The sequence below is a fragment of the Bradyrhizobium sp. Ec3.3 genome (assembly GCF_000472925.1).
Lineage (GTDB): Bacteria > Pseudomonadota > Alphaproteobacteria > Rhizobiales > Xanthobacteraceae > Bradyrhizobium.
This window is the reverse complement of sequence record NZ_AXAS01000014.1, coordinates 147110-169054: the sequence shown is the minus strand read 5'-3', so window position 1 is coordinate 169054 and position 21945 is coordinate 147110. Positions and strand designations below refer to the sequence as shown.

Below are 21945 nucleotides of genomic sequence, written 5' to 3'. Positions count from 1 at the left end.
CTTCTCTCTTCGCGGAAAGCAAAAGAGGTGGGTTACGTTTCGCTAACCCACCCTACAACCATTCCTCACGCGGCGCGCTTGAACGGCGCCACCGCAATCCCCGCATCCTTCAACGCCTGACGCAGATTGCGCGCGATATCCACCGCGCCTTGCGTGTCGCCGTGGATGCACACCGTATCCATCCGCATCTTGATGACCTTGCCGGTGACCGAGACCACGGCGCCGTCCTGCACCATGCGCACGACGCGATCCGCGATCCCTTTGGCATCGTGCAGCACCGCGCCGGGCTTCTTGCGTGAGACCAGATTGCCGTCGTCCTCATAGGCGCGGTCGGCGAACACCTCATGCACCATCGGCAGGTTGGCGTCCTCGCCGGCCTTCACCAGTTTTGAATTGGCGAGCACCACAAAGATCAGCGAGGGGTCGACGGCCTTGATGCCGGCCGCGATCGCTCTTGCGGTCATGTCGTCCTCGCAGGCGACGTTGGAGAGCGCGCCATGCGCCTTCACATGCGTGACCTTGTGGCCGGCCGCGGTCGCGATCGCCTGGAGCGCGCCGATCTGGTAGGCGACGAGGTTTTCGATCTCGGAGGATTTCAGGCCGACGATCGGATGCCGGCCAAAACCGTGCAGGTCGCGATACCCGGGATGCGCGCCGATCGAGACGCCGCGCGCCTTCGCCAATTCAACCGTGCGCCGCATGATGTCGGGGTCGCCGGCATGGAAGCCGCAGGCAACGTTGACCGAGGTCGCAAGCTCGAGCATCGCGGCATCGTTGCCCATCTCCCAGGCGCCAAATCCTTCACCGAGGTCGCAGTTGAGATCGATCGTCGTCATGGTGCTCTCCGCCTCTGGTTCTTCCGACTAGTCCTGATGACCCTCATGGTGAGGAGCGCGGAACGCGCGTCTCGAACAATGAGCCCGATCACGGCCTTCATCCTTCGAGACGCCCGCGTCCCGCGGGCTCCTCAGGATGAGGGGATAGAGTGTCTACGGCTCTGCCGGAGTTTGCCAAGTCGCGGCATCGACGGCGTTCACCGCGTGGCCCGCGACGTTAGCATCATGCAGCGCCTCGATGTTGAGCTCCACGGTGTCGGCCGCGCGCAAGCGGTCGGGCAGGCCGCGCAGGAGCTGCGCGAATTTCCGGGCCTCATCCTGCGCTTCCGCCATGCTGATCGCCGTGAAGCGGAACGCCGTACCGGCCGAGGTCTGGGCGAGGCGGCCGAGATCGGCGGAGATGACGGTTGCGATCTTCGGATAGCCGCCGCTGGTGCCGCGGTCCATCATCAGGACGATCGGCGCGCCATTGCCGGGCACCTGGATGCTGCCGTTGACCGTGCCGTCGGAAACGATGTTGTGGCCGTGGAGATGTTTGATCACGGGGCCTTCGAGGCGATAGCCCATACGGTCCGAGGTGGCCGAGATCTTCCAGTCGCTCGACAGGAACAGCGTCTTGTTGGCGTCATCGAACTCGTCGTCCTGCGGCCCCAGCACGACGCGGATCGGACCGCTCGGCGGCTTCGGCAATTCGATCCTCTGCTCAGGCCCGCCGGTTGCGGCCGCGACGCTGAACTCGTCGCCGGCCTGGAGCGGGCGCGGGTAGGGGCTGCCGAGCCCGGCACGGGCGTTCACCGCAAGGCTGCCGAACACCGGCTCGCCCCGGATAGCCCCTTCGATGGCGAGATAGCTGAACGCACCGCCGCGGGCGAAGCCGAGCGTCAGCGTCTCGCCGTCCCTGAGCGTCACCGAGGTCTCGTTCGCCACCGGCTTGCCGGCGATATCGGCATTGCGCGGCGCGCCCGCGATCGCGACCCGCACCGCGCCGTCGCGCGCGGTGAAGGAGGCGCCGAACGGGCCGATCTCGACAACGGCCGCAAACAGCTCGTTGCCGACGAGGCAGTTGGCGGTTGCCAGCGCCAGCCGGTCCATCGCGCCGCTCGGCGTGAGGCCATAACGCTGCGAGCCCGGCCGTCCGCCGTCCTGGACGGAGCTGGCCGGCCCGATGCTGGCGACAATGAGCCGGCTCATGACTCCGTCAGCTCCGCAATGATCTTGCCCGCTTCGGCGGCGCGGTCCTGTTCCGCAAAGGTTTTGTGGTCGACGGCAAAAAAAGTCACGCGATCACCGGGTTCGGTGAGGAAGGTGGGATTCCGGTGGAGCTGATAGGTCCGCACGGGAGTGCGCCCCAAGAGGTGCCAGCCGCTGGGACCTGCGAGGCACTGCACGCCGGTCTGCACGCCGCCGATCGCGATCGTTCCGGCGGGGGTCAAGAGCCGCGGATTCTGTCGCCGCGACATGTGCAGCGATTTCTCCAGGCCGCTGAGATAGGACCAGCCTGGGGTGAAGCCGATCATGGCGACGCGATAGTCGCCGGCGACATGGCGGGCGACGATGTCGTCGGGCGTGGTGTTCAGCGTCTTGGCGACATCCTCGAGATCGATGCCGTGCTCGCCGCCATAGGCGACGGGAATGCGCCATCGGCGCGCCTTTGCCGTGGGCGGTTGCGGCTGGCTTGCCAGCGCGAGCAGCTTGTCGCCCAGCGCATCGAAGCCGATCCGGCCCGGATCGTAGTGCACCAGCAGCGAGCGATAGGTCGGCACCGCCTCGATGACGCCCTCGATGCCGGATTCGGTGAGCGCCCGATCGAGCGCCAGCACGCGCTGGTTGGCGGCATCGTCGATGGTTCGGCTGAACTCGACCGTGACGGCACTGTCGCCACTGGGCAAAAGGCGGGGCGGGGCAAGAGTCGGAGCAAGGGTCGCGGCCATGAGCTGTCGAAATCGGCCTCTTGGAGGTCGCAGGAGACTCCCTTGGTTCCCGCTCCCCTTTGCTTCGCGTAAATGCGCCTGCAAGTCCAATAAATTAATGCAAGGGTGTCTGATAAAGCCTTGTTATCGCATCGCATAACAGCCCTGCGCTGCTTCGCCTTGGCCCTTGACGGCAGGCCCGCGCCTCGCAAGATGCGCAGCTTCTTTCCCGCCCATCCGGAGCTCGTTGTCGTCCATGTCGCTATCCCCCGAAGCCCGCAAGACCCTCGCCGGCATCACCACCGCCACCATCACCACGGTCCTCCTGAAGAAGGGCCTGCGCAATGTCTGGATGCGCGGCGCGCGTCCGCTGCGCCCGGGATTGCCGCGGCTGGTCGGCCCGGCGTTCACGCTGCGCTTCGTGCCAGCGCGCGAGGATCTGGCGACACCGGAATCCTGGTCTTCGCCGATCTCGACCCGCACCGCGATCGAGGCGATGCCTGAGGGCTGTATCGCAGTGGTCGACGCCATGGGCATCACCGATGCCGGCATTTTCGGCGACATCCTTTGCGCGCGCATGGTCAAGCGCGGCGTCACCGCACTCGTCACCGACGGCGTCGTGCGTGACGTCGAGGGTGTGCTCGGCACCAATCTCCCGGTGTGGTGCGACGGCTATGCCGCGCCGCCGTCGGTCGCTGGCCTGACCTTCGTCGGCTGGGGCGAGCCGGTCGGCTGCGGCGGCGTTGCGGTATTTCCCAACGACATCGTCGTCGCCGACCAGGACGGCTGCGTTCTGATCCCGCAGGCGCTGCTCGAGCACGTGCTCAACGAGGGCGTCGAGCAGGAGCGGATGGAAGCCTGGATCGTCAACGAGGTGAACAACGGCGCCGTGCTTCCGGGTCTCTATCCCATGAACGCCGAGACCAAGGCGCGCTACGCCGCGAGCAAGAAGTAACGAGAAACGAAGCGAGGTACCCCATGGAGATCCACGTCGCAGGCACGCGGCCGACCCGCCGCGCGCCCAAGGAGAACTTCACCGGCACGGTGTTGCAGGACCCCGTCATCATGGCACCCGCGCCGGCGCGGCTGAACTGCTCTCGCGTGTCATTCGAGCCGGGCGCGCGCACCAACTGGCATCACCACCCGCTCGGGCAGACGCTCTACGTCATCTCCGGCGTCGGCCGCGTCCAGGCCAAGGGTGGCCCGATCCGCGAGATCCGTCCGGGCGATACAGTCTGGATTCCGCCGGGGGAATTGCATTGGCACGGTGCGTCGCCCACCAACGGCATGACCCACATCGCCATGCAGGAAGCGCTCGACGGCGTCTACTCGACCTGGATGGAGCCGGTCACGGACGCGGAATATTCGGCGCCGGTCGGCTAGCAACTCGCTCTCATGTCCCGGACAGGACGCATCGCCTCGTGGCGATGCGTCGCGCCCGCGTCGCAGCACTTCAGGCAGCACGACGAATTCACAGGACATCGCGGCCCGCGTCGGTGATCCGGTATTCGACCTCGCCTGAAACCAGTGGCTCGGTCTCAACGAGTCCGAATTCGACAAGTCGGGCGACGATTTCGTGGTCGAACAGCGGCGGGCTTATCCAGGCTTCGGAGGCCAGCCGTCTCAGGAAATCGCGTTCGGTCGCGGTAAGGTCCATCAGAAAAAATCTCGCCACCCGAGATCAAGGCGGCAGGGGTGTCCCGGTTCCGGTGAACGATTTCTAGATGTGCCCGAAAGCGCTCCAGAGCCCGATTGCGATGGGCAAGAGGGCAGCGCACGACCACAGCGCGGGTGCACTGGAGCTTAGGGCGGCAACAAGGATCCAGACGCCGAAGCACACGATGAAACCCGAAATCGCATAGGCGAGCACTTTTTCCATGAGCAAACGTTCCATGAGCAAACGCAAGCTGCTGGGAAGGATATCGCTCTCACGGTGACATGCGTCATTTCGCGACGCGCGCTTCCTCCTTCTTGCTCACGTGCCAGATCACGACGTGGTAGTGCGGCACGCCCACTCCAGGATGACCTGGATTGAAGTAGATGTTGACGTGGTCAACTGCTCCGGCGAAGCCCGGCGCCTCCAACGACTTGTGATCGTCGATATCCTGGATGGGCACCATATACAGGCTCGCCACCAGGCGATCCCTGCGATCAAAGCATAGGAAAGGCCCAAGCGGCAGAGTCTCGGGTTTGACAAAGAGGATGCCCAGGCCGGGAAAGAACTTCGGGAAGTTCACGAGGTCGCTGACGCGCTTGTATCCCTTCTTTTCGGCGATCCTCCGCTGATTTGGCTGTAAGGGAACGACGTAGAGCCTTCTGTGTGTTTCCGGGCGAGTATGTGGTTTGCGGTCTGCGCGAGTTACCTCCTTGGCTTTCCCGGTGTTGGCTTTCCTGGCGTTGTCGGTTGATGGCACCGTGGTTGGAGCGAGCGTCTGAGGGGCCGGCTGCTCGAATGGAAAGAGTTGCGCGGCCGCCCCCTTCACGTCAGCGGTCAACGCAAGCAACGCGACCAAGGTTGCGGTCACCACTGAATTGCGCATCAAGACCTCCCAGTGTGCTTGGGTCATCGGCCCTGCTGGCGTTCTCGCCACCGCATAAAGTCCTGGAATAATTGTTCGCGGTTCGGCGGATTGCTGATCGGCTGTTGCTCGAGGAAACGACCGAACGCCTTGCGAAGCGCGGCTTCTCCGCCGGATTGCTGCTGGAGCCAGCGCTCCGCAGGTTGAAATTGCCTCCAACCAGGAAGCAGCGCGGCTAGGTTCACCTCTCGCCACTTGGGGTGATGACCGTCGCCCAGAAATTCAGGAAATCGCGAGAACAGAGTCTGCACGAACAGTTCCAGGAGCGGAAACCGCTCGCTGCGCGGTGGCCAGTTGTAAGCGAAAAGCGCGCATTTGATCGCGATGGTGTCGACGCTGTCAGGGACGTCGATGATCTCTGGGTAATCTTCGTGGCTGAGCGTCGATGGCAGATAATCATGCTCCAGCATCGCCTTCGAGTAGGGGATGGACAGGAAGTGAAGGCCGTCGCCTTGGGCGTAGCGGGCCAGGAAGCTGACTGGCTTGCCCGACACCAGCAAGGTGGCGGAGATCTGCCCCTTCCGCATTCCCTCCAGTGCTGCGTCCAGAGCAAGGTTAGATTCGCTGACCTTCACCTCCAGATGATTGAGCAACTCGCGGCCAAGGACAGCGCCAGCACTGCCTTCTTCGCCGAGATTGACCCGCTTTCCCACAAGATCCGAAACGCTATTGATCTCGGATCGCGCGAGGAGATGGAACTCTTCGACAAACAACGGGGTGATGTAGACAAGCTTGTTGCCGGTATCTCCGACTGTTCCTGACGCTCGGAGGCGATTGGCCAGCAGGACGGGAGCGATCGCCATGTCGGCACCCGCCAGGCTGAGTATGTCGATGAGGTTGCGACTGCCACCATTTCCCACTATTGGCAGCACCCGCAATGCGACTTCGCCGTGAGGGCCGGTCTCCTGCCCGCTGGCCAGCGTCGTCGCAATGTCCTGAGCTATGGCGAACTCGGTGCTCTGTGCCGCACCGGTTACAAATCCTGTCGTGTGCGGGTCAGATCTTGCAGCTTCCTTCCGAGGTGCACTTTCTTTCCGCGGAGACGTCTTCGCCGCGTCGCTGGGGGAAACGGATGGCCGGGCTTGCGCGAGGGAGGTCTGGACCTGTCCGCCGAGCCAGGCCGCTGCAATGAATGCGGTGAACAAACCGGCCCGCACAGCTCCGCAGACCCTCATTGTTCAAACCTGTTCGCAGCGCCCGCTTTGGCGCGCTCTTGTCCAGCCGGCAAATCTCACTCGGCCCATCCGTCGCACGACAGGCTGGAATGGGGTTTGACTGAGCTTTCCAACGCATCGAACGGAGCGACGTTCCCTGGGATGCCTGCCACCATTGATGAGCCGCGACTCGATTGCCTGCGTGGGCAAGCGTCGCCATGCCTAGTGTCTTTCCGCCGTCCACATGCCCGTGGACATGATGCCGCGCCCGTGCGGCGCAACGTGACAAGGTGCCGCCTTCGTGGCCTGCTGCTTGCGACCCGAAAGGCACGTCGCGGAGGACGAAAGGATGCCTGAATCCGACAAGGTGTTTGCAGGCTCGGTGCCGGAAAATTACGACCGCTATATGGTCCCGCTGATATTCCAGAGCTATGCCGACGACATGGCGCGCCGCGTCGCCGCGCGCGGGCCAATGGCCGTGCTGGAAACGGCGGCGGGAAGCGGAGTGGTCACACGCGCCGTCGCAGCCGTCCTGCCGCGGGATGCGACCTACGTGGTGACCGATCTCAATCAACCGATGCTCGACCATGCAAGGCGTCGGCAGGGCGCCGATGCGCGCGTGAGCTGGCGCCAGGCCGACGCGCAGGTACTCCCATTCCTCGACGGCTCGTTCGACGTCGTATGTTGCCAGTTCGGCGCGATGTTCTTCCCGGATCGCGTCAAGGCCTACCAGGAGGCGCGCCGCGTGCTGAGGCCGCGCGGGGTTTTCATCTTCAATGTCTGGGACAGGATCGAGGACAATATCTTTGCTAAAGATGTCACCGACGCGCTGGCCGAGTTGTTCCCGGACGATCCACCGCGCTTCCTCGCACGCACGCCGCACGGCTATCACGATACCGCCCTGATCCGCCGCGATTTGCAGGATGCAGGATTTTCAGAGGTGGCAGTTCAAACACGGTCCGATGAAAGCCGGGCCATCTCGGCGCAGCATGTCGCGATGAGCTACTGTCAGGGCACGCCGCTCCGCAACGAGATCGAGGCGAGACGCCCCGACGCGCTGGAGGCTGCTACTGCCCACGCGGCAAGGAAAATTGCCGCACGGCATGGCGAGGGCGAGATTTCCGCAAAAATCCAGGCGCATGTGATCGAGGCGAGGCCCTAGACGGGCGTGAACTAGTTCACGCGCGTCCAGGTCTGGCCGCCGCAGAACATGCCGCCGAAGGCGCAGCCCTGCACACGCAGGCGGTCGGTGCCGCGCATGGCGATGGTGGAATCGTAGGTCGAGCCGGTGTTGGGATCGACGATCCGGCCGGTCCATTTCTGGCCCTGGGCCGGCTTCATGTTGATCAGGATCTGCTCGCCGTTCTGGTCCGACTTGGCATCGACCGAGTAGCCGCAGAGATTGTTGCCGCACTGCTCGATACGGACCTTGCCTTCCTTCTCCTCAGTGAGCCAGACGCCGAGCGGCGAATTGAGGTCACGCGTGGGCGCGGGCGCTGCCGCCGGAGCCGCCGCCTGAACGGGAGGCGGAGCGGGCGTCGGCGGCGGGGGCGGAGCTGGGGGTGCAGACGGAGCAACCGCGACGGCGGCTGGTGGAGCCGGCGGCGGTGTCACCGCGGGAGTACCGTCCTGCTGAGCCGGGGCGGGCGGCGGAGCCGGCGGAGGCGCGATGGCGGTTGCGGCCGGCGCGTTGTTGGCGGTCGTGGTCGGCGGCGGTGCGGGCGGGGCAGGTGGCGCCGGTGGCGGCGCGGCTGCGGCGGGCGTCTGCTGGACTGCCGGAGGTGGCGTCACGGGAGCCGGCGCGGGCGCGGGATTGGCTGGCGGCTGCGGATCGACCTTGGCCTGCTGCGGCGGCTGGGTGTCGGTCTTGGTCGCGTTCTTCGTGTCGTTCTTGGCCTTCTTCGACTTGCCCTGGCCGGTGTTGTCGTAGACCCCGGGGATCTGCACCGTGCCGCGGTCAGGGTCGATGCGGATGGTGCGGCCGCCATACTCGAAGGTGTATTGCGCTTGCGCGGCCGTGCTCGCCAAAAGAAATGCGGCCATCGCCAATAGCTTTTTCATTGCAATCTCCCGAGCAGGTGGTCGTCCCCGTATCCACGCCTACGCCCCGGCCCCGTGACGAAACGTGATCCAGATCACTTTCAAGCTATGAGTCGTGCTCCCTTCGATCTTGGTTCAATGCGCGCCAACTCGGTCCAAGGTTTGACCGACGGCAGCCAAAATGCGGACTATTGCGACAGGAGCATGATCCGGACCCGAAGGGCGCGAGCGCAAAGTGCGAAGCGGTATTCCCTCGCGACGAACGCGAAGCGCGTTTGCGAGGAGATCATGCTCAAACAATAATCTAAAGCGCGATGACCGACTCATCCCAATCTCACCGCGCTTTAGGTCCGGGCTTAAGAAGCGCGCGCTAATCGAACCAGGCGCCATAAATTTTCTGGTAGCTGCCGTCCTCCATGGAGACGTGCAGCCACTGGTCGACGAAGGCCTTCAGCGCAACGTCGCGCTGGAGCCAGTAGGCTTTCTCCGAGAAATCGAACGGCTTGTCCGGATGCACCGCGCAGAGCACGCCCTGATGCTGCTTCTGCTGATAGCGCGTCTCGGAGGCGTCGGTCATCATCAGGTCCGCATTGCCCTTGGCGATCTCGTCGAAGATCGCGGTGTTGTCTGGGAAGACGGTGATGTCGGCGTCCTTGATGTGCGCCCGCGCAAAGCGCTCATTGGTGCCGCCGGGATTGACGATGACGCGCGTGCCTTTCTTGTCGATGTCGGCGAGCGTCTGGTACTTGGCGACGTCAGCGCAGCGCGAGATCGGGGTCTTGCCCTCGCGCATGATCGGCGTGGAGAACAGGCCCTTCTTCTGGCGGTCGAGGGTGATTGAGACGCCGCCCATCGCGATGTCGAACTGATCGGTCTCAAAATCCTTCATCAGCTTTGGCCAGGCGGTCTGGACGTACTCGACCTTGACGCCGAGCGCCTTGCCTAGCGCCTCGGCCATATCGACGTCGAAGCCGCTGAATTTCTGCGTTGTCTTGTCGAGAGAGGTGAATGGCCGGTAGTCGCCGGTCATGCCGATGCGCAAGGTGCCGCGCTTGATGATCTCATCGAGGCGGGAAGGGGACGTCGTCTCCTGCGCATGGGCCGCAAAGCTCACCACCACCGCCGCGGCCAGGGCCGCCAGTCGTCGCACGATCATCTCTTTCCCACCCTCGCATCAGCTGTCATGTTGCTCCAGAACCTGCGGATTTAGACCAGATGTCCGCAAACTGCGAGAAGGAAATTTTGAAGTGACGCTTTCCCTCCATGAGGTTTCCGTCGGCATGTTCGTGCCGTTCCTGCGCAACCTGTCCGGGCTGCTCGACAAGGCCGCGTCTTACGCCGAAGTGCGCAAGATCGATCCGGCGATCCTGCTCGGCATGCGGCTCTATCCGAACATGTATGATCTGGCGCAGCAGGTGGGCGAGGCGGTCCGCCATGCCGTGGTCGGATCCGCGCTGCTTGCCGGGCGCGAGCCGATCACGTTTGCCGACGCGAAGCCTGATCTTGCGGAGCTACAGCGGCGCATCGCGGCCGCGGTCGATTTCGTCGAGAGCCTGCCGCGCACCGAGATCGAGGCCGCAGGCGAGAAGGACGTCGCCTTCCACCTGAAAAGCGGCGTCGAGCTGCCCTTCACCGGACGCTCGCTGCTGCTGACCTTCACGGTCCCGCAATTCTTCTTCCACGTCTCGACGGCCTACGACATCCTGCGGCACGCCGGCGTCGATCTCGTGAAGAGGGATTTTCTGGGAAGAAGGTGAGGCTTACACCTCACCTTTCCGTACGATGTCGGAGACCGAGCTGCGGTTGGCGATCTCGTCGCGCAGGACCTCGAAACGGCGATGCGCTTCGCTCTCGCGCTCGTCGACGAACTGCACCGCGGCTTCGCCCGACATCGGTCCGCTGACCACGGGCGTGGAATACTCGCCAATGGTCTCGTGGACGTAGTAGAGACCCTCATCGCCGCGCTGCACGGTCCATTTGAACCGCAGCGCCGCCATCGGCCCGGGGCCGAGCTTGCTGTAGCCGTCGGCGTCGGCCGGGTGCTGCGGCACGAGCGGCTGCTCGTCGACGACCAGATCCTCGTCGACGCTCGCGAACTTCTCAGTCTCGGGCGGGGCCTCGGGGTGTTCGAGAATGCTGGCGATCGTCGCCAGCGCGTGGTCGGTCGGGTCGATGTCTGACAAGGGTCCATCCTCCAAGAGGACGCGCCGGCAATTCTGTCCCACGACCGGTCGCGACCTGTCACCCTAGGTTGCCGTTGATTAAGGCTAGGTTTGGGCCCGATTGTGCCGAAATGGGACACCTGGTTGACCTTGGAGAGGCGGACGAATGTCCGCCTCTCCGAAAACCGCGGTGGTCAGGCGAGAACGTCCTGATTGATCACGTTCTGACGGATCGGATCGCCGTCGAGCACGCTCAAAATGTTGCGCGCGGTCTGCTCGCTCATGCGATCGACCGCCTCGACGGTGACGCCTGCCACATGCGGCGCCATGATCACGTTCGGAAGCTCGAACAGCGAGTGTCCGGCCGGCGGCGGCTCCTGCTCGAACACGTCGAGGCCGGCGCCGGCGAGCCGACCCGAGGTGAGCGCACCATAGAGTGCCTTCTCTTCGACGAGACCGCCGCGCGCGGTGTTGATGAGATAGGCCGTCCGCTTCATCAGGCCGATCCGTGCCGCGTTGAACATGCCGACGGTTTCGGGCGTCTTCGGGCAGTGGATGCTGACGAAGTCGGCGCGGGGCAGCGCCGCGTCGAGATCGGTGACCGGCTCGCAACCGGCAGCCTTGATGTCGGCCGCCGGCTTGTAGGGGTCATAGACCAGGACGTTCATCTCCATAGCGAGGCAGCGCTTGGCGGTGCGGCTGCCGATGCGGCCAAAGCCTACGATCACGACGGTCTTGTCGTAGAGGTCGAAGGGCAGGATGCCGAGCCGGTCGGCCCATTTGTTGTCCCTGACGCAGGCGTGCAGCTCCTGGGCGCGCTTGGCCAGCGTCAGCATCATGAACAGCGCGGCTTCCGCGACCGAGGGCGAGTTGGCGCTGCCTGCGATCATCAGCGGCACCTTGCGGCGGGAGAGGGCAGGCACGTCGACCGAGTCGTAGCCAACGCCAATCCGCGTCACAACCATTATGTCTTTGGATGCCTCGAGTTCGGGCTCGCCGAACCGGGTCGGGCCCAGCGCAACGCCATGGACCGGCGCATGCGCAGTCAGCATCGCCTGGAAGTCCGAAGCCGAAATCAGGTTGGAGAACTCGACGAGTTCAATGTCGTCCCGCTGGTTGAGAAGGGCGCGTGCGCCCCGCGACAAAGTTTGCGTGACAAAAATCTTCTTCTTGTTGGTCGCCATCGTCCCCTGCCTGCTCGAGGTTTTCTTGACCGGCCGTCACAGCACGAGGCCGGTCGCCTCGTTTAGCAGGTGCATGTTGTTGAGGTCCATCGCCAAACGCATGGGTGCCCCGTCCTTGGCGCCGGCATTGGGATTGACGCGGCCGCAGACCGGCGTGCCGTTGAGGTTGAAGTAGACCAGCGTCTCCATGCCCATCGGCTCGGTGACGTCGAGCATGGTGTCGAAGGTCTCGACGCCGGGATCGAGATGCGCATGCGACTCCGCGATGTGCTCGGGCCGGATGCCGAGCTGCAGCTGGTCGTTGCGCGGCAACGCGTTGTAGTGCGCGGCACGCTCCGGCGGCAGCGGAAAGGAAATGCGGTCGGTCAGGCGGATGTTGAGCTTGCCGCCCACATCCTCCAGCCGGCACGGCACGAAGTTCATCGCGGGCGAGCCGATGAAGCCCGCGACGAAGCGCGTCGCCGGCTTGTGGTAGAGTTCGTTCGGCGTGCCGATCTGCTCGATGCGGCCCTTGTTCATGACCACGACGCGGTCGGCCAGCGTCATAGCCTCGACCTGGTCGTGGGTAACGTAGACGGTGGTGGTGCGCACCTTCTGGTGCACCTTCTTGATCTCGATGCGCATCTGCACGCGCAGCTTGGCATCGAGGTTGGAGAGCGGCTCGTCGAACAGGAACACCTTCGGATTGCGGACGATGGCGCGCCCCATCGCAACGCGCTGGCGCTGGCCGCCGGAGAGCTGCTTCGGCTTGCGGTCGATCAGGTCCGTGATGTCCAGGAGGCGGGCGGCCTCCGTCACGCGCGACTTGATCTCGGCCTTCGGGTAGTGCTTCAGGCGCAACCCGAACGACATGTTCTCCGCCACCGTCATGTGCGGATAGAGCGCGTAGTTCTGGAACACCATCGCGATGTCGCGATCCTTCGGCGGCACGTCGTTGACGACGTCGCCGCCGATCATGATGTCGCCGTCGCTGATGTCCTCGAGCCCTGCGATCATGCGCAGTGTGGTCGACTTGCCGCAGCCGGACGGGCCCACCAGCACGATGAACTCGTGGTCGGCGATGTCGAGATCGATGCCGCGCACCGCCTCGACGTCGTCGTAACGCTTGACCACCTTGCGCAAGGAAACATCAGCCATGAATCGTCAACCTCTCGATTTCAACCCTTTGTCGCACCGGCCGTCAGGCCGGCAATGTAGTAGTCCATCAGGAAGGCGTAGATGATCAGCGGCGGCGCAGCGCCGAGCAGCGCGCCGGTCATGATTTGCCCCCAGTTGAAGACATCGCCCTTGATCAGCGTCGTGGTGATGCCGACCGGCAGCACGAGCTGGTCAATGGAGGTCGTGAATACCAGAGGATAGAGGAACTGGGCCCAGGAGACGGTGAAGGCGAAGATCGTCGCGGCGATCAGGCCGGGCAGCGCCACCGGAATGAAGATCCGCGTCAGGGTCTGGAGCCAGGACGCCCCGTCGATGATCGCGGCTTCATCGAGCTCCTTCGGGATCGAAGCGAAATAGCCGATCATGATCCAGGTGCAGAACGGCACCGTCAGCGTCGGATAGACGAACAGCAGCACATACCATCGATTGAGCAACGTGATGCCGGTCAGATCCTGGATCAGCGCGAACATCTTGAACAGCGGAATGAACAGCAGGCTGTCCGGGATCAGGTAGGTCAGGAACACGCCGGTGGCGAGCGTCGGCGAGCCCCAAAACCTCATCCGCGCCAGCGCGAACGCCGCGGGCACGCTGATCAGCATGGTCAGGATCACGACCACCAGTGAGACGATGGATGAATTCCAGAAGAACCGGAGAAACTGGTTCGACGTCAGGAGCTCGAGGTAGTTCGACAGCGTCGGATGAAACACCCACCAGGGATTGGTCGCCGCCGAGATCTCGGCGCTGCTCTTGAGCGAGGTGATCACCATGTAGAGCGGCGGCGTCAGGAAGAAGATCGCAAACAGCGCCAGGAAGAAGTAGGACCAGCGCAGCGCCCAGGCGCGGTCCCGGCTCATGCTACCATACTTGACCTTGCGCCGGGGACCGGCCTTGTCGATCGCGAGCGTGCTCATCAGGATTCGTTCCCGCGTTTAGAGACGTCGCGCAGGATGAAGATGGCCGCGACGGCGAGGATGGGGACCATGAACAGCGAGACGCTGGCGCCGAGCGGGATGTCGCTGCTCTCGATGCCGACGCGGAACGCGTAGGTGGCAAAGATCTGGGTCCGGTCGAGCGGCCCACCCGAGGTCAGGATGCGGACGATGTCGAAATTGGCGAAGGTGACGATCAGCGAGAACAGCGTCGTGATTGCGATGATGTTGCGCATCATCGGCAGCGTCACGTACCAGATCCGCTGCCACCAGTTGGCGCCGTCGATCGCAGCGGCCTCGTAGAGCTGCTCCGGTACCGATTTCAGCGCCGCCAGATACATGATCATGAAGAACGGCGCGCCGTACCACACGTTGACGAGGATGACGGAGAAGCGCGCCCACGCGGCATCGCCGAGCCAGTTAACGGGACCGATGCCGAACAGGGAGAGCGTGTAATTAAACGCGCTGTAGGAGGGATCGAACAGCCACAGCCAGGCGAGCGTGCTCATCGCCGGCGGAATGACCCAGGGCACCAGCAGCATGCCGCGCCATTTGCGCTGGCCCTTGGCCGGTATGTTGTGGACGAAATGCGCGACGATGAAGCCGATCAGCGCCTTGAAGACGACGGCGGTGATCGCGAAGATGCAGGACTGCTTCACCACCATCCAGAAGGTTTCGCGCTTGAACAGGAAGGTGAAGTTGCCGAAGCCGACGAACTTCTGCATCGACTTGTTCAGCGTCGCGAGATGGATCGAGAACAGGGCAGGGTAGAGCACCAGCAGCGCGATCAGGAGGATGAGCGGCAGCGTCAGGAAGAACGCCACGGTCGATTTCCGCCTCAACGCATTGTGCAGGCTCGCCCGCTTGCGTGCACTCGCGCTGCCGGCAACGCGACCGTGCTCAACGATGACATCGGCCATGTCAGTTTCCCTGAGTCAAGCTTCCTTGGGTCAAGCTTCCTTGCAGAATGTCCAACGGTGAAGCCGGCACGCTGGTGTCGGTTTCATCTGATCACGTCCATCGAACGGCGGGTTGCCCTGGCGGCTCGCGCGCGAGGCGCGAACCGCCAGGGCACACCCCGGCTCAACTTCGCATGAAGCCTTCGCACTCGCCCTCGGCCCAGGCGAGCGTGTTTTCCAGCTTCTCCCCTTGGGCAAACCGCAGCCCCATCTTGGTCAGCGTCGCCTGCGCATAAATCTGCTGGGCGATCTTCGGCGGCGCAGGAGAGGCCGCAATCGACAGCGTCTGATGATTGTAGGGATTGGGATAATGATAGAGCGTGCCCTTCGGCGGCCCTTCCTCGGCCCAGGTCTTCAGGGTCGTCATTTTGGCGTAGGCCGGCAGGTCGTAGCCGCCGCTCGCCGCAACGAATTTCTCGATCGATGACGGCTGCGACAGATAGGCGAGGAGGCTCTTGGCCGCTTCCTTGTTCTTGGAGAAGCTCCAGAGGCCCCAGAAATAGGGCAGGAACGGCGCAAAGCGGCCCTTTGGACCGGCGGGGAAGCCATGCGTCCAGCATTGCTCGGCGACTTGCGGCGCGTCGCGCTTGGCAACCGCCCAGGCGCTCGGCGGATTCATGATGAGGGCGCCGCGCCCCGAGATCAGCCACTTGTTGTTCGAGGCGTCGTCCCAGGACGGTGCGTCCGGCGGCAGGAAGGCGATCAGCTTCTTGTAGTATTCGAGCGCCTGGCGGACCTGATCGGTCTTCACCGTGAGGTCGCCCTTGGAGTTGACGAGCTCGGCGCCGAACGACTGGAAGATGGCGCCCGCCGTATCGACGCTGTCGGTGGTCTCGCCAAGACCGATGCCGAACGCGAAGCCCGCCTTCTGGCAGGCTTCCGCCGCCTTGAGGAAGGTGTCCATATTCCAGCTGTCGGCCTTCGGCGGGCTGCCAACCGGATACAGCTCCTGAACGTCGATGCCCGCGTGCTTCTTCATCAGATCGATGCGCGAGCAGGGCCCCTTGATCTGGCTTCCCGGAGTTGCGGGTACCGCGAGCCAGTTGCCGGCGGCCTGGCCGAGATATTTTACGGTGCCGTTGACCTCGCCGTTCTGCTTGATCGCCGCCTCGACGACGTCATTCACCGGTTCCAGCTGCTCGGCATAAGCATGCGGCCACCAGGTGTACATCTGAAGAATGTCGTGACCGGATTTGGCCTGCGCTTCGGCGGCAACGGTCAGCTCGATCTTCTTGTTGTTGCTGGTGATGTAGTCGATCGAGACTTCGACCTTTTCCTTCGCTGCCCACTCATTGACGAGAGCCCTGGAGCTGTCGTTGGCGCCCGGCACCCAATGGTCCCAGAAGCCGATCGAGAGCTTGCCGGCGGCGTAGGCGCCGCGCACATAGGGCGCGGTGATCAGGGCTGCGGAGGACATGGCAGTTGCGGCCACAAACTGTCGCCGCGTGAGCTTCTTGCGTGACATCTCGTTTCCTCGCTTTGGTCTTTTGTTGTTTTGTTGTTTTTTTGTTTTTCTTGCCGTCGCCTCGCGTGGCTAGTCACGCGAGCCGCGGAGAATTGGTAGCGCGATCAGATCAGAATTGATCGCGCCTGTCGAGGAATCCCACGCACGCGTTTCTTGAACTAACGTTGAGTCCAAAGGAGCAGCGGCTCCGCGTTACGCGCGTCTCACGGCGTTGAACCTGGATAGCTCCTTTTGCGACGCACACTGTGGTCGGAATGGGCGAGGATCGTTCGAGCGCAATTACGCCGCAGTTCCGAATAAACCTGAACTAACCAGTTCGCAGGACAGACTTTTCGGATGTGGAGGATCGCTCCTCGATCTGGACCGGCGCGACGTGAAAACGCTAGAGTTCCAGCCGGCAGACTTTTTGCGCGATTCCACCCTCCGAGCAGCCAATCAGATCGACATGGAGACAAGAATGATCAACCCGACGCCGCCTGCGCGGCTTCGCCTGCGACGATGGTTCGCGCTCGGGTCAGTCGTTGCATTGCTGTTGGGCGCCGGTTGCGTCGCCCATGCGCAGGGCCTGGTCAAAGGTGTTCAGGAGGGCGCGGCCGCCGGCAACAAGGCCGCAGGCCCGGTCGGTGGCGTGCTGGGCGGCGCGATTGGCGGCGTGGTCGGTGTCTTCACCGGCGTGCTCGGGGTCGGCAACAACCAAGCGCCGGCTAAGGATGCGAGCAAGGACGCCAAGCAGCAGGGGGCCGACAAGGGCGCCGATGCAAAGGGCACCAAGGACGCCAAGAGCAGCAAGGCCAGCAAGACCGCCAAGGCCAGCAAGGACGCACCAAAGGACGGGACAAAGGACGTCACCGTTCTTACCCAGAACGGCGCGCCGCAACTCACCGGAGAGCAGATCGTCGCCAACAGCGATTCCTATATTGAGCGCATCAAGACCGAGCTGAACCTCACGCCCGACCAGGAGAAGCACTGGTACGGTTTCTCCAGCGCCATGCATTACCTCGGGCATAATGGCGCGGAGCGGCTCAATCTGCGGATTGCCCGCGCCAAGCGCGATCCGCCGGACGACATCATCGAGCAGATGCGTAACGAGGCGCAGTTCCTGATCGACCGCGCTGCCGACCAGCGCAACGTCGCCGATGCCGCCGAGCCGCTGTACTCGAGCCTGGATGACAAGCAGAAGGAAGTCTTCATCCAGGAGATGGTCCGTCTCAGCCACGAGCGCGGCCTGGATTGATCGGCGTTTGAATAGATTTGTGGCGCTCGATTGCCACGAACTCGTGAATCCCCGCAGCGATGCAGTTATGATTAGCTGCAAACGATCGCTGCGGGGTTGATATGACGGGCGCACTCTCCGTTTTCCTGGTCGAAGACGAAGCGTTGATCCGGATGATGATGGCCGACATGGTGGAGGAGCTTGGCCACCGTGTTGTCGCTGAGGCCGACAATGTTCAGGACGCGAGCGCCTTCGCGATGACGGCGCAATACGATCTGGCCATTCTCGACATCAATCTCATGGGGCTTTACGTCGATCCCGTCGCGGACCTGATCGAGCGCCGCGGCAAGCCGTTTGTGTTCGCCACGGGTTACGGACCGGAGTTGCTGCCGTCCCTGCTCCGGCGCAGGCCGATCCTGCGCAAGCCGATTTCGATCGACCAGCTCAAGGCGATGATCGACTCTCTTTTTCCCGGCTCGCCGACCGCCCCGAAAAGCGGATCCGCCTCACGTCCGCTTGGGTGAATAGCCGGGCAACCTTGCCCTGGGGTAGGTGAAAGGCACTGCGCCCGGCTATCCTGCCGCAGCGGCGCGGCCTGCTCAATTCGTCACGGGAACTTGAAGAAAAGCAGACCGATTCACGCCCGACCTGTGGCCGAGGTGCGGCCTTGTCGGGAACCCGCGACGAGGGCGCGTGATTGCCTTCACGCAAGCCGCCAGCCCATCGCACTGCACAATGAAATCACGCAGGCGTAACCCGAGGATCGTGCAATTTGTTTAGGCAATCCGGCTAGGCTTGGATCGAGGCAGACGGCGCATGGACGACAAACGAAAGTATCCGCGTATCGATATCGAAGAGCTGGCCTATGTCTCGGCGGGCGGCTCGGTGATGAGCTGCGTCGTGCGTAACATCTCGCCTGCCGGCGCGGCTATCGACGTCGACAACCCCGCCTTCGTTCCCCAGCGTTTTCGCCTCGTCATCGCCAAGGACTCCTCGGTCCACGATTGCCGGGTGATCTGGATCCAGAAAAACCGGATCGGGCTCGCCTTTGTCGACGGAGGGGGTGAACAACCCTGACGGAGGAGAGAAATTGACGCCCGGCGCATGCAAAGATGCTAGCCTCGGCTGGCGCGGAATGGACGAGACGGACCCGAGTTCGCGATGACACCGGAGCCTACGACGATCTGCCTGGGATGCTGGCAGAACCTGCATATGCCGATTCCGCTGCGCGGGCCGTTATCGGCGCCGTTTCGCCTGTTCGGCATCAGACCGAGCCGGATGAACCCGAACACCTGCACCATCTGCGAGATGGCCTTCTCGCGGGTGATGAAGGCGCGCTCCGTCTCCATCGATGCCACGGTGATGTTTGCAGATTTGCGCGGCTATACGGCGCTGACGCAGACTCTGGAGCCGGCCGCGCTGACCGCGCTGCTCGATGCCTTCTACGATGACTGCGCCGCAGCCATCTGGCACTACGACGGCCTCCTGAACAAGACGATCGGCGATGCCGTGTTCGCGATCTTCAATTTCCCGGTCAAGCAGACGGACCACGCCGTGCAGGCGCTGCTTGCCGCGCGGGAGATCCAGGAGCGGTTCGGCCGCAGGCGCGACGAGCTGGTGCGCTCGATCGGGAGCAGCGGATTGGACGTCGGCATCGGGATCGGCATTGACAGCGGGGAAACCAATTTCGGCGAATTCGGTCGTACCCATCGCGACTTGACTGCGGTCGGAACCGTGGTGAACCGCGCCGCAAGGGCGCAGGCCGCGGCACGCTCGGGTGAGATCCTGGTGACGTCGACAGTGCGGGAGCGTGCCGGCCACCTGGTCGCGGGAGATGGCTCCGAGCACTCACTGAAAGGCTTTCAACAGCCGGTCATGCTGTTCGCAGGCTGACGGCTCGCCTCCGCACAAACAAAAAAATGGCCGCCTCTAGGGGCGGCCATTCCAAAGATGAATTTCGATGAAACTGGTCTAAAGAACGTCTCTAATCAAGCGTCCTCGTTCACATCAAGCCAGCGCTGAGGTCGATGCCGCGTGCCATCAGGCTGAACGAGGCGAGGAGACCGGCGCAGCAGAACAGCAGGATGGTCTTGAAGGAATTGTCGATCGAACGGATTTCGATGCCGGCCGGAGCCGAGGCGAGTGAAAGCATGCTCATGTCATTTCCCCCTGTTTTGACCCTGAATTGCATCAGGCAGGGGAAATCTCTAGCGCACAAAGTTTGATACAGGATTGCCAGGCATCCTTAACCGAATCGCAATCGATGCCCGACTCCGCAGCGGCGGCGGGCCGGCAGGGCTGCTGTCCCCCGGGATCAGTTGCGGCCCGTTCCCAGCACCTTGGCGATGGTCTGGGCCGTCATCGCGGCCCGATCGGAGGCTCGCTGCGCGGCCAGCCGATCCCTGGCCTTTTCCTCGATCAGGAGATCGATGAGCGCCAATCGACTATCTTCGTCCACCGCCTCGGTCAGCAACCGGTGATAGCGATGGTAGTCAAAACCTAGATCCTGCTTACGCATGCCACGCCCCCGTACCGTACACATACGCACCACGGGCGAATTGTTTCTCAAGCGACGGAATGGGGCAAGCGGGACTGTGTTCGGCGACATGAAACGATGCAATCAGCTGTGGATGGCGCCCGCGTGGCTTGCGCGGAATCAACGGCGGATCGCGCATGCGCTGTGAAGGAGGTCACAGAGCTCTCGCCCGCGGGGCCCTATAGCTAAGCGGCAGGGCATTGGAATACGAGAATGCAAGACGAATTCGATCTCATCTCGATCATTGTCGCCGTCTGGGTGGCCGGCTATGTCGCCATCATGCTGGACTACCTCGCCCAGGCCGAGCTTGGCTGGTCGCTCGCGCAGTTGCGCGGATGGGCATGTCTGACGGCCGTTCTGATCGCACTCGTGACGCTGGCAGGCTCGCTCGGCCGCAAGCGCGGCGAGCTTGGCAAGCGCCGCTAGCAGACGACTGACTATTTGCTCGCGTCCGCCGCATCCATGCACTTCAGCACGAAGGCGGCGCGATCGCGCAGCAGGATCTTCGCCTGCTGTGCCTTGAGGCTGCAGGCGCGCTGCCTCAACTGCTCGGTGCGGCGATGCTCCGCTGCGTCGCGGTACTCCGGTGCAACCGCGGCTGGATCGACCAGTTTTTGCGCAAAAACAGGAGGCATCAGAACAAACGAAATCGCAATGATTCGGATCAGGTGATTCACAAAGATCTCCCCCAGCCCTCAAACCCGGTGATCCTAACACGGCCGGGACGGCTAGCTGCGAGGCGTTTCACGCTCGACATCGCAATCGTGGGACGAGGCTCACGCCGTGCTGTGATCGCGAAAAGCCTTCAGACCCGCAAAGCTCGCGTCCGGCTTGACGATGATGCTGGTCGGAATGGGATGCAGGTAATCCCGGAAACGTCCCTTGGCCTCAAAGCGCTCGCGGAAGGTGGATGCGGCCAGGAATTTCGGGAAGCGCGGGACGATGCCGCCGGCGATATAGACGCCGCCGCGGGCACCGAAGGTCACTGCCAGATTGCCGGCGACGGAGCCGAGGATGGCGCAAAACATTTCGAGCACGGTGCGGCTGAGGTCGCAACTGCCGTCGAGGGCGGCCGCGGTGATGGCCGCCGCGTCGCGTTGTGGGGCCTTCGCACCATCGACCTCGGCGACCGCCTCGTAGAGGTTTTGCAGCCCCGCACCGGACAGCGCGCCCAGCTCGATCTCGACATGGCCCATGCGCCGTCGCATCGCGGCGATGACGCGCTCCTCGCGCTCCGTCTCCGCCGGCAGGGTCGCATGACCCGCTTCCGTGATCACGGCCACCCGGGCACCGTGACGCTCGACGAGGCAGGAGACGCCAAAGCCCGTGCCGGGTCCGAGCACCAGCAGCGGCTCGCCAGCCGCGCCACTCTGGGCATCGAGCCGGAAGAGGTCGGCAGGTTGCAAGGCCGGCAGCGCCCAGGCCAGCACCTCGAAATCGTTGAGCACGTGAACAGCATCGAGGCCAAAGCCGGCGCGGAGCTCCTTCCCATCGATGATCCAGGGACTGTTGGTCATGACACAGCGGTTGTTCACGACGGGTCCCGCGACCGCGAGCACGGCGGTGCTCACGTGCGCGCCATTGGCCTGGCGGGCGAGGAAGTCGGCCATGGCGTCGCGAACGGTGGGGAAGTCGGCGACCCGCGCATAGGCGACCGGCCCGATCCGGCCGTCCTCCTCCATCAGCGCGAACCGCGAATTGGTGCCGCCGATGTCGGCGAGCAATGCGCAACCTCTTGTCGTCCGACTGGTCATGTCCTCGTGGCCGCCGCGTCCATCGCCATTGGTGATCGCGGGAACCTTTGTCTCCATTGCTTCGCG

Annotated in this window: 28 protein-coding genes; 9 read left to right on the top strand and 19 right to left on the bottom strand. The window is 63.5% G+C overall.

All coding sequences use genetic code 11. The features are described from left to right. Positions 1-65: 65 nt before the first annotated feature. From YUU_RS0116615 to pxpB, 3 genes are all read right to left on the bottom strand, one after another. Positions 66-836: a LamB/YcsF family protein gene (locus tag YUU_RS0116615; RefSeq protein ID WP_027523395.1), complete on the bottom strand. Its 771-nt coding sequence runs from the start codon at positions 834-836 to the stop codon at positions 66-68. Between the two features lie 153 nt (positions 837-989). Further along, a complete protein-coding gene (locus tag YUU_RS0116610; protein ID WP_027523394.1) occupies positions 990-2027 on the bottom strand; it encodes a biotin-dependent carboxyltransferase family protein in 1038 nt (345 codons plus the stop codon). Beyond that, the gene (gene pxpB / locus YUU_RS0116605; RefSeq protein ID WP_035662518.1) at positions 2024-2767 is read right to left on the bottom strand and encodes a 5-oxoprolinase subunit PxpB; all 744 of its coding nucleotides are present in this window, start codon (positions 2765-2767) and stop codon (positions 2024-2026) included. Before pxpB ends, YUU_RS0116610 begins: the two co-directional genes overlap by 4 nt. Before the next feature lie 235 nt (positions 2768-3002). Here pxpB and YUU_RS0116595 point away from each other — a divergent pair, with 235 nt between their 5' ends. Beyond that, positions 3003-3701: a ribonuclease activity regulator RraA gene (locus tag YUU_RS0116595; RefSeq protein ID WP_027523392.1), complete on the top strand. Its 699-nt coding sequence runs from the start codon at positions 3003-3005 to the stop codon at positions 3699-3701. A 23-nt stretch (positions 3702-3724) separates the two neighbouring features. Further along, positions 3725-4129 (top strand): cupin domain-containing protein, encoded by a 405-nt coding sequence (locus YUU_RS0116590; protein WP_027523391.1) that lies wholly within the window; start codon positions 3725-3727, stop codon positions 4127-4129. 88 nt (positions 4130-4217) lie between these two features. Here YUU_RS0116590 and YUU_RS0116585 read toward each other — a convergent pair whose 3' ends face one another. The 4 genes from YUU_RS0116585 to YUU_RS0116570 form a co-directional block, all read right to left on the bottom strand. Then, on the bottom strand, positions 4218-4403 hold the full coding sequence (locus YUU_RS0116585; RefSeq protein ID WP_027523390.1) for a hypothetical protein: 186 nt from the start codon (positions 4401-4403) through the stop codon (positions 4218-4220). A 63-nt stretch (positions 4404-4466) separates the two neighbouring features. Then, entirely contained in the window at positions 4467-4625 is a 159-nt protein-coding gene (locus tag YUU_RS60260) for a hypothetical protein (protein WP_198031770.1), read from the bottom strand. Positions 4626-4689: 64 nt separating this feature from the next. Further along, the gene (locus tag YUU_RS0116575) at positions 4690-5286 is read right to left on the bottom strand and encodes a hypothetical protein (RefSeq protein WP_027523389.1); all 597 of its coding nucleotides are present in this window, start codon (positions 5284-5286) and stop codon (positions 4690-4692) included. A gap of 23 nt (positions 5287-5309) precedes the next feature. Further along, positions 5310-6470 carry a TAXI family TRAP transporter solute-binding subunit gene (locus tag YUU_RS0116570; RefSeq protein ID WP_245288030.1) on the bottom strand — a complete coding sequence of 387 codons (1161 nt, stop codon included), beginning with the start codon at positions 6468-6470 and terminating at the stop codon, positions 5310-5312. A gap of 358 nt (positions 6471-6828) precedes the next feature. On the opposite strand from YUU_RS0116570, the gene YUU_RS0116565 reads away from it, so the two are divergent. Next, positions 6829-7641 carry a class I SAM-dependent methyltransferase gene (locus YUU_RS0116565; protein ID WP_027523387.1) on the top strand — a complete coding sequence of 271 codons (813 nt, stop codon included), beginning with the start codon at positions 6829-6831 and terminating at the stop codon, positions 7639-7641. An 11-nt stretch (positions 7642-7652) separates the two neighbouring features. Here YUU_RS0116565 and YUU_RS0116560 read toward each other — a convergent pair whose 3' ends face one another. Both YUU_RS0116560 and YUU_RS0116550 read right to left on the bottom strand, forming a co-directional pair. Continuing rightward, positions 7653-8540, bottom strand: coding sequence for a DUF2147 domain-containing protein (locus YUU_RS0116560; RefSeq protein WP_027523386.1), 888 nt, complete (start codon positions 8538-8540; stop codon positions 7653-7655). Positions 8541-8889: 349 nt separating this feature from the next. Next, positions 8890-9675: a transporter substrate-binding domain-containing protein gene (locus YUU_RS0116550; protein ID WP_027523385.1), complete on the bottom strand. Its 786-nt coding sequence runs from the start codon at positions 9673-9675 to the stop codon at positions 8890-8892. A gap of 91 nt (positions 9676-9766) precedes the next feature. On the opposite strand from YUU_RS0116550, the gene YUU_RS0116545 reads away from it, so the two are divergent. Beyond that, positions 9767-10276, top strand: coding sequence for a DUF1993 family protein (locus YUU_RS0116545; RefSeq protein ID WP_027523384.1), 510 nt, complete (start codon positions 9767-9769; stop codon positions 10274-10276). Between the two features lie 3 nt (positions 10277-10279). On the opposite strand, the gene YUU_RS0116540 is transcribed toward YUU_RS0116545, so the two are convergent. The 6 genes from YUU_RS0116540 to YUU_RS0116515 all read right to left on the bottom strand — a co-directional run bounded on the left by YUU_RS0116540 (position 10280) and on the right by YUU_RS0116515 (position 16376). Beyond that, a complete protein-coding gene (locus YUU_RS0116540) occupies positions 10280-10702 on the bottom strand; it encodes a hypothetical protein (protein ID WP_027523383.1) in 423 nt (140 codons plus the stop codon). Between the two features lie 173 nt (positions 10703-10875). Next, positions 10876-11865 (bottom strand): hydroxyacid dehydrogenase, encoded by a 990-nt coding sequence (locus YUU_RS0116535; RefSeq protein ID WP_027523382.1) that lies wholly within the window; start codon positions 11863-11865, stop codon positions 10876-10878. A 36-nt stretch (positions 11866-11901) separates the two neighbouring features. Beyond that, a complete protein-coding gene (locus YUU_RS0116530; protein WP_027523381.1) occupies positions 11902-13002 on the bottom strand; it encodes an ABC transporter ATP-binding protein in 1101 nt (366 codons plus the stop codon). Positions 13003-13022: 20 nt separating this feature from the next. Beyond that, entirely contained in the window at positions 13023-13934 is a 912-nt protein-coding gene (locus YUU_RS0116525) for a carbohydrate ABC transporter permease (protein WP_027523380.1), read from the bottom strand. Next, positions 13934-14872 (bottom strand): carbohydrate ABC transporter permease, encoded by a 939-nt coding sequence (locus YUU_RS0116520; protein ID WP_027523379.1) that lies wholly within the window; start codon positions 14870-14872, stop codon positions 13934-13936. Before YUU_RS0116520 ends, YUU_RS0116525 begins: the two co-directional genes overlap by 1 nt. A gap of 163 nt (positions 14873-15035) precedes the next feature. Continuing rightward, positions 15036-16376 (bottom strand): ABC transporter substrate-binding protein, encoded by a 1341-nt coding sequence (locus YUU_RS0116515; protein WP_027523378.1) that lies wholly within the window; start codon positions 16374-16376, stop codon positions 15036-15038. A gap of 457 nt (positions 16377-16833) precedes the next feature. Between YUU_RS0116515 and YUU_RS0116510 the strand changes: the two genes are divergently transcribed. The 4 genes from YUU_RS0116510 (at position 16834) to YUU_RS0116495 (ending at position 19482) form a co-directional block, all read left to right on the top strand. Further along, a complete protein-coding gene (locus YUU_RS0116510) occupies positions 16834-17610 on the top strand; it encodes a Spy/CpxP family protein refolding chaperone (protein ID WP_035662515.1) in 777 nt (258 codons plus the stop codon). Between the two features lie 101 nt (positions 17611-17711). Beyond that, positions 17712-18113, top strand: a complete 402-nt coding sequence (locus YUU_RS0116505; RefSeq protein ID WP_027523376.1) for a response regulator — start codon at positions 17712-17714, stop codon at positions 18111-18113. Positions 18114-18405: 292 nt separating this feature from the next. Further along, entirely contained in the window at positions 18406-18666 is a 261-nt protein-coding gene (locus YUU_RS0116500) for a PilZ domain-containing protein (protein WP_027523375.1), read from the top strand. Positions 18667-18750: 84 nt separating this feature from the next. Then, positions 18751-19482, top strand: coding sequence for an adenylate/guanylate cyclase domain-containing protein (locus YUU_RS0116495; RefSeq protein WP_027523374.1), 732 nt, complete (start codon positions 18751-18753; stop codon positions 19480-19482). A gap of 109 nt (positions 19483-19591) precedes the next feature. On the opposite strand, the gene YUU_RS60255 is transcribed toward YUU_RS0116495, so the two are convergent. Further along, the gene (locus YUU_RS60255) at positions 19592-19747 is read right to left on the bottom strand and encodes a hypothetical protein (protein WP_198031769.1); all 156 of its coding nucleotides are present in this window, start codon (positions 19745-19747) and stop codon (positions 19592-19594) included. Between the two features lie 156 nt (positions 19748-19903). Next, entirely contained in the window at positions 19904-20107 is a 204-nt protein-coding gene (locus YUU_RS0116485) for a hypothetical protein (protein WP_027523373.1), read from the bottom strand. Between the two features lie 231 nt (positions 20108-20338). Between YUU_RS0116485 and YUU_RS0116475 the strand changes: the two genes are divergently transcribed. Next, positions 20339-20551, top strand: a complete 213-nt coding sequence (locus tag YUU_RS0116475; protein WP_027523372.1) for a hypothetical protein — start codon at positions 20339-20341, stop codon at positions 20549-20551. A gap of 11 nt (positions 20552-20562) precedes the next feature. Here the strand turns inward: YUU_RS0116475 and YUU_RS0116470 are convergent, their stop codons facing one another. Together YUU_RS0116470 and glk are read right to left on the bottom strand one after the other, a co-directional pair. Further along, positions 20563-20802: a hypothetical protein gene (locus YUU_RS0116470; protein ID WP_035662512.1), complete on the bottom strand. Its 240-nt coding sequence runs from the start codon at positions 20800-20802 to the stop codon at positions 20563-20565. 99 nt (positions 20803-20901) lie between these two features. Next, positions 20902-21879, bottom strand: coding sequence for a glucokinase (gene glk / locus YUU_RS0116465; RefSeq protein ID WP_027523370.1), 978 nt, complete (start codon positions 21877-21879; stop codon positions 20902-20904). Between the last annotated feature and the right edge of the window lie 66 nt (positions 21880-21945).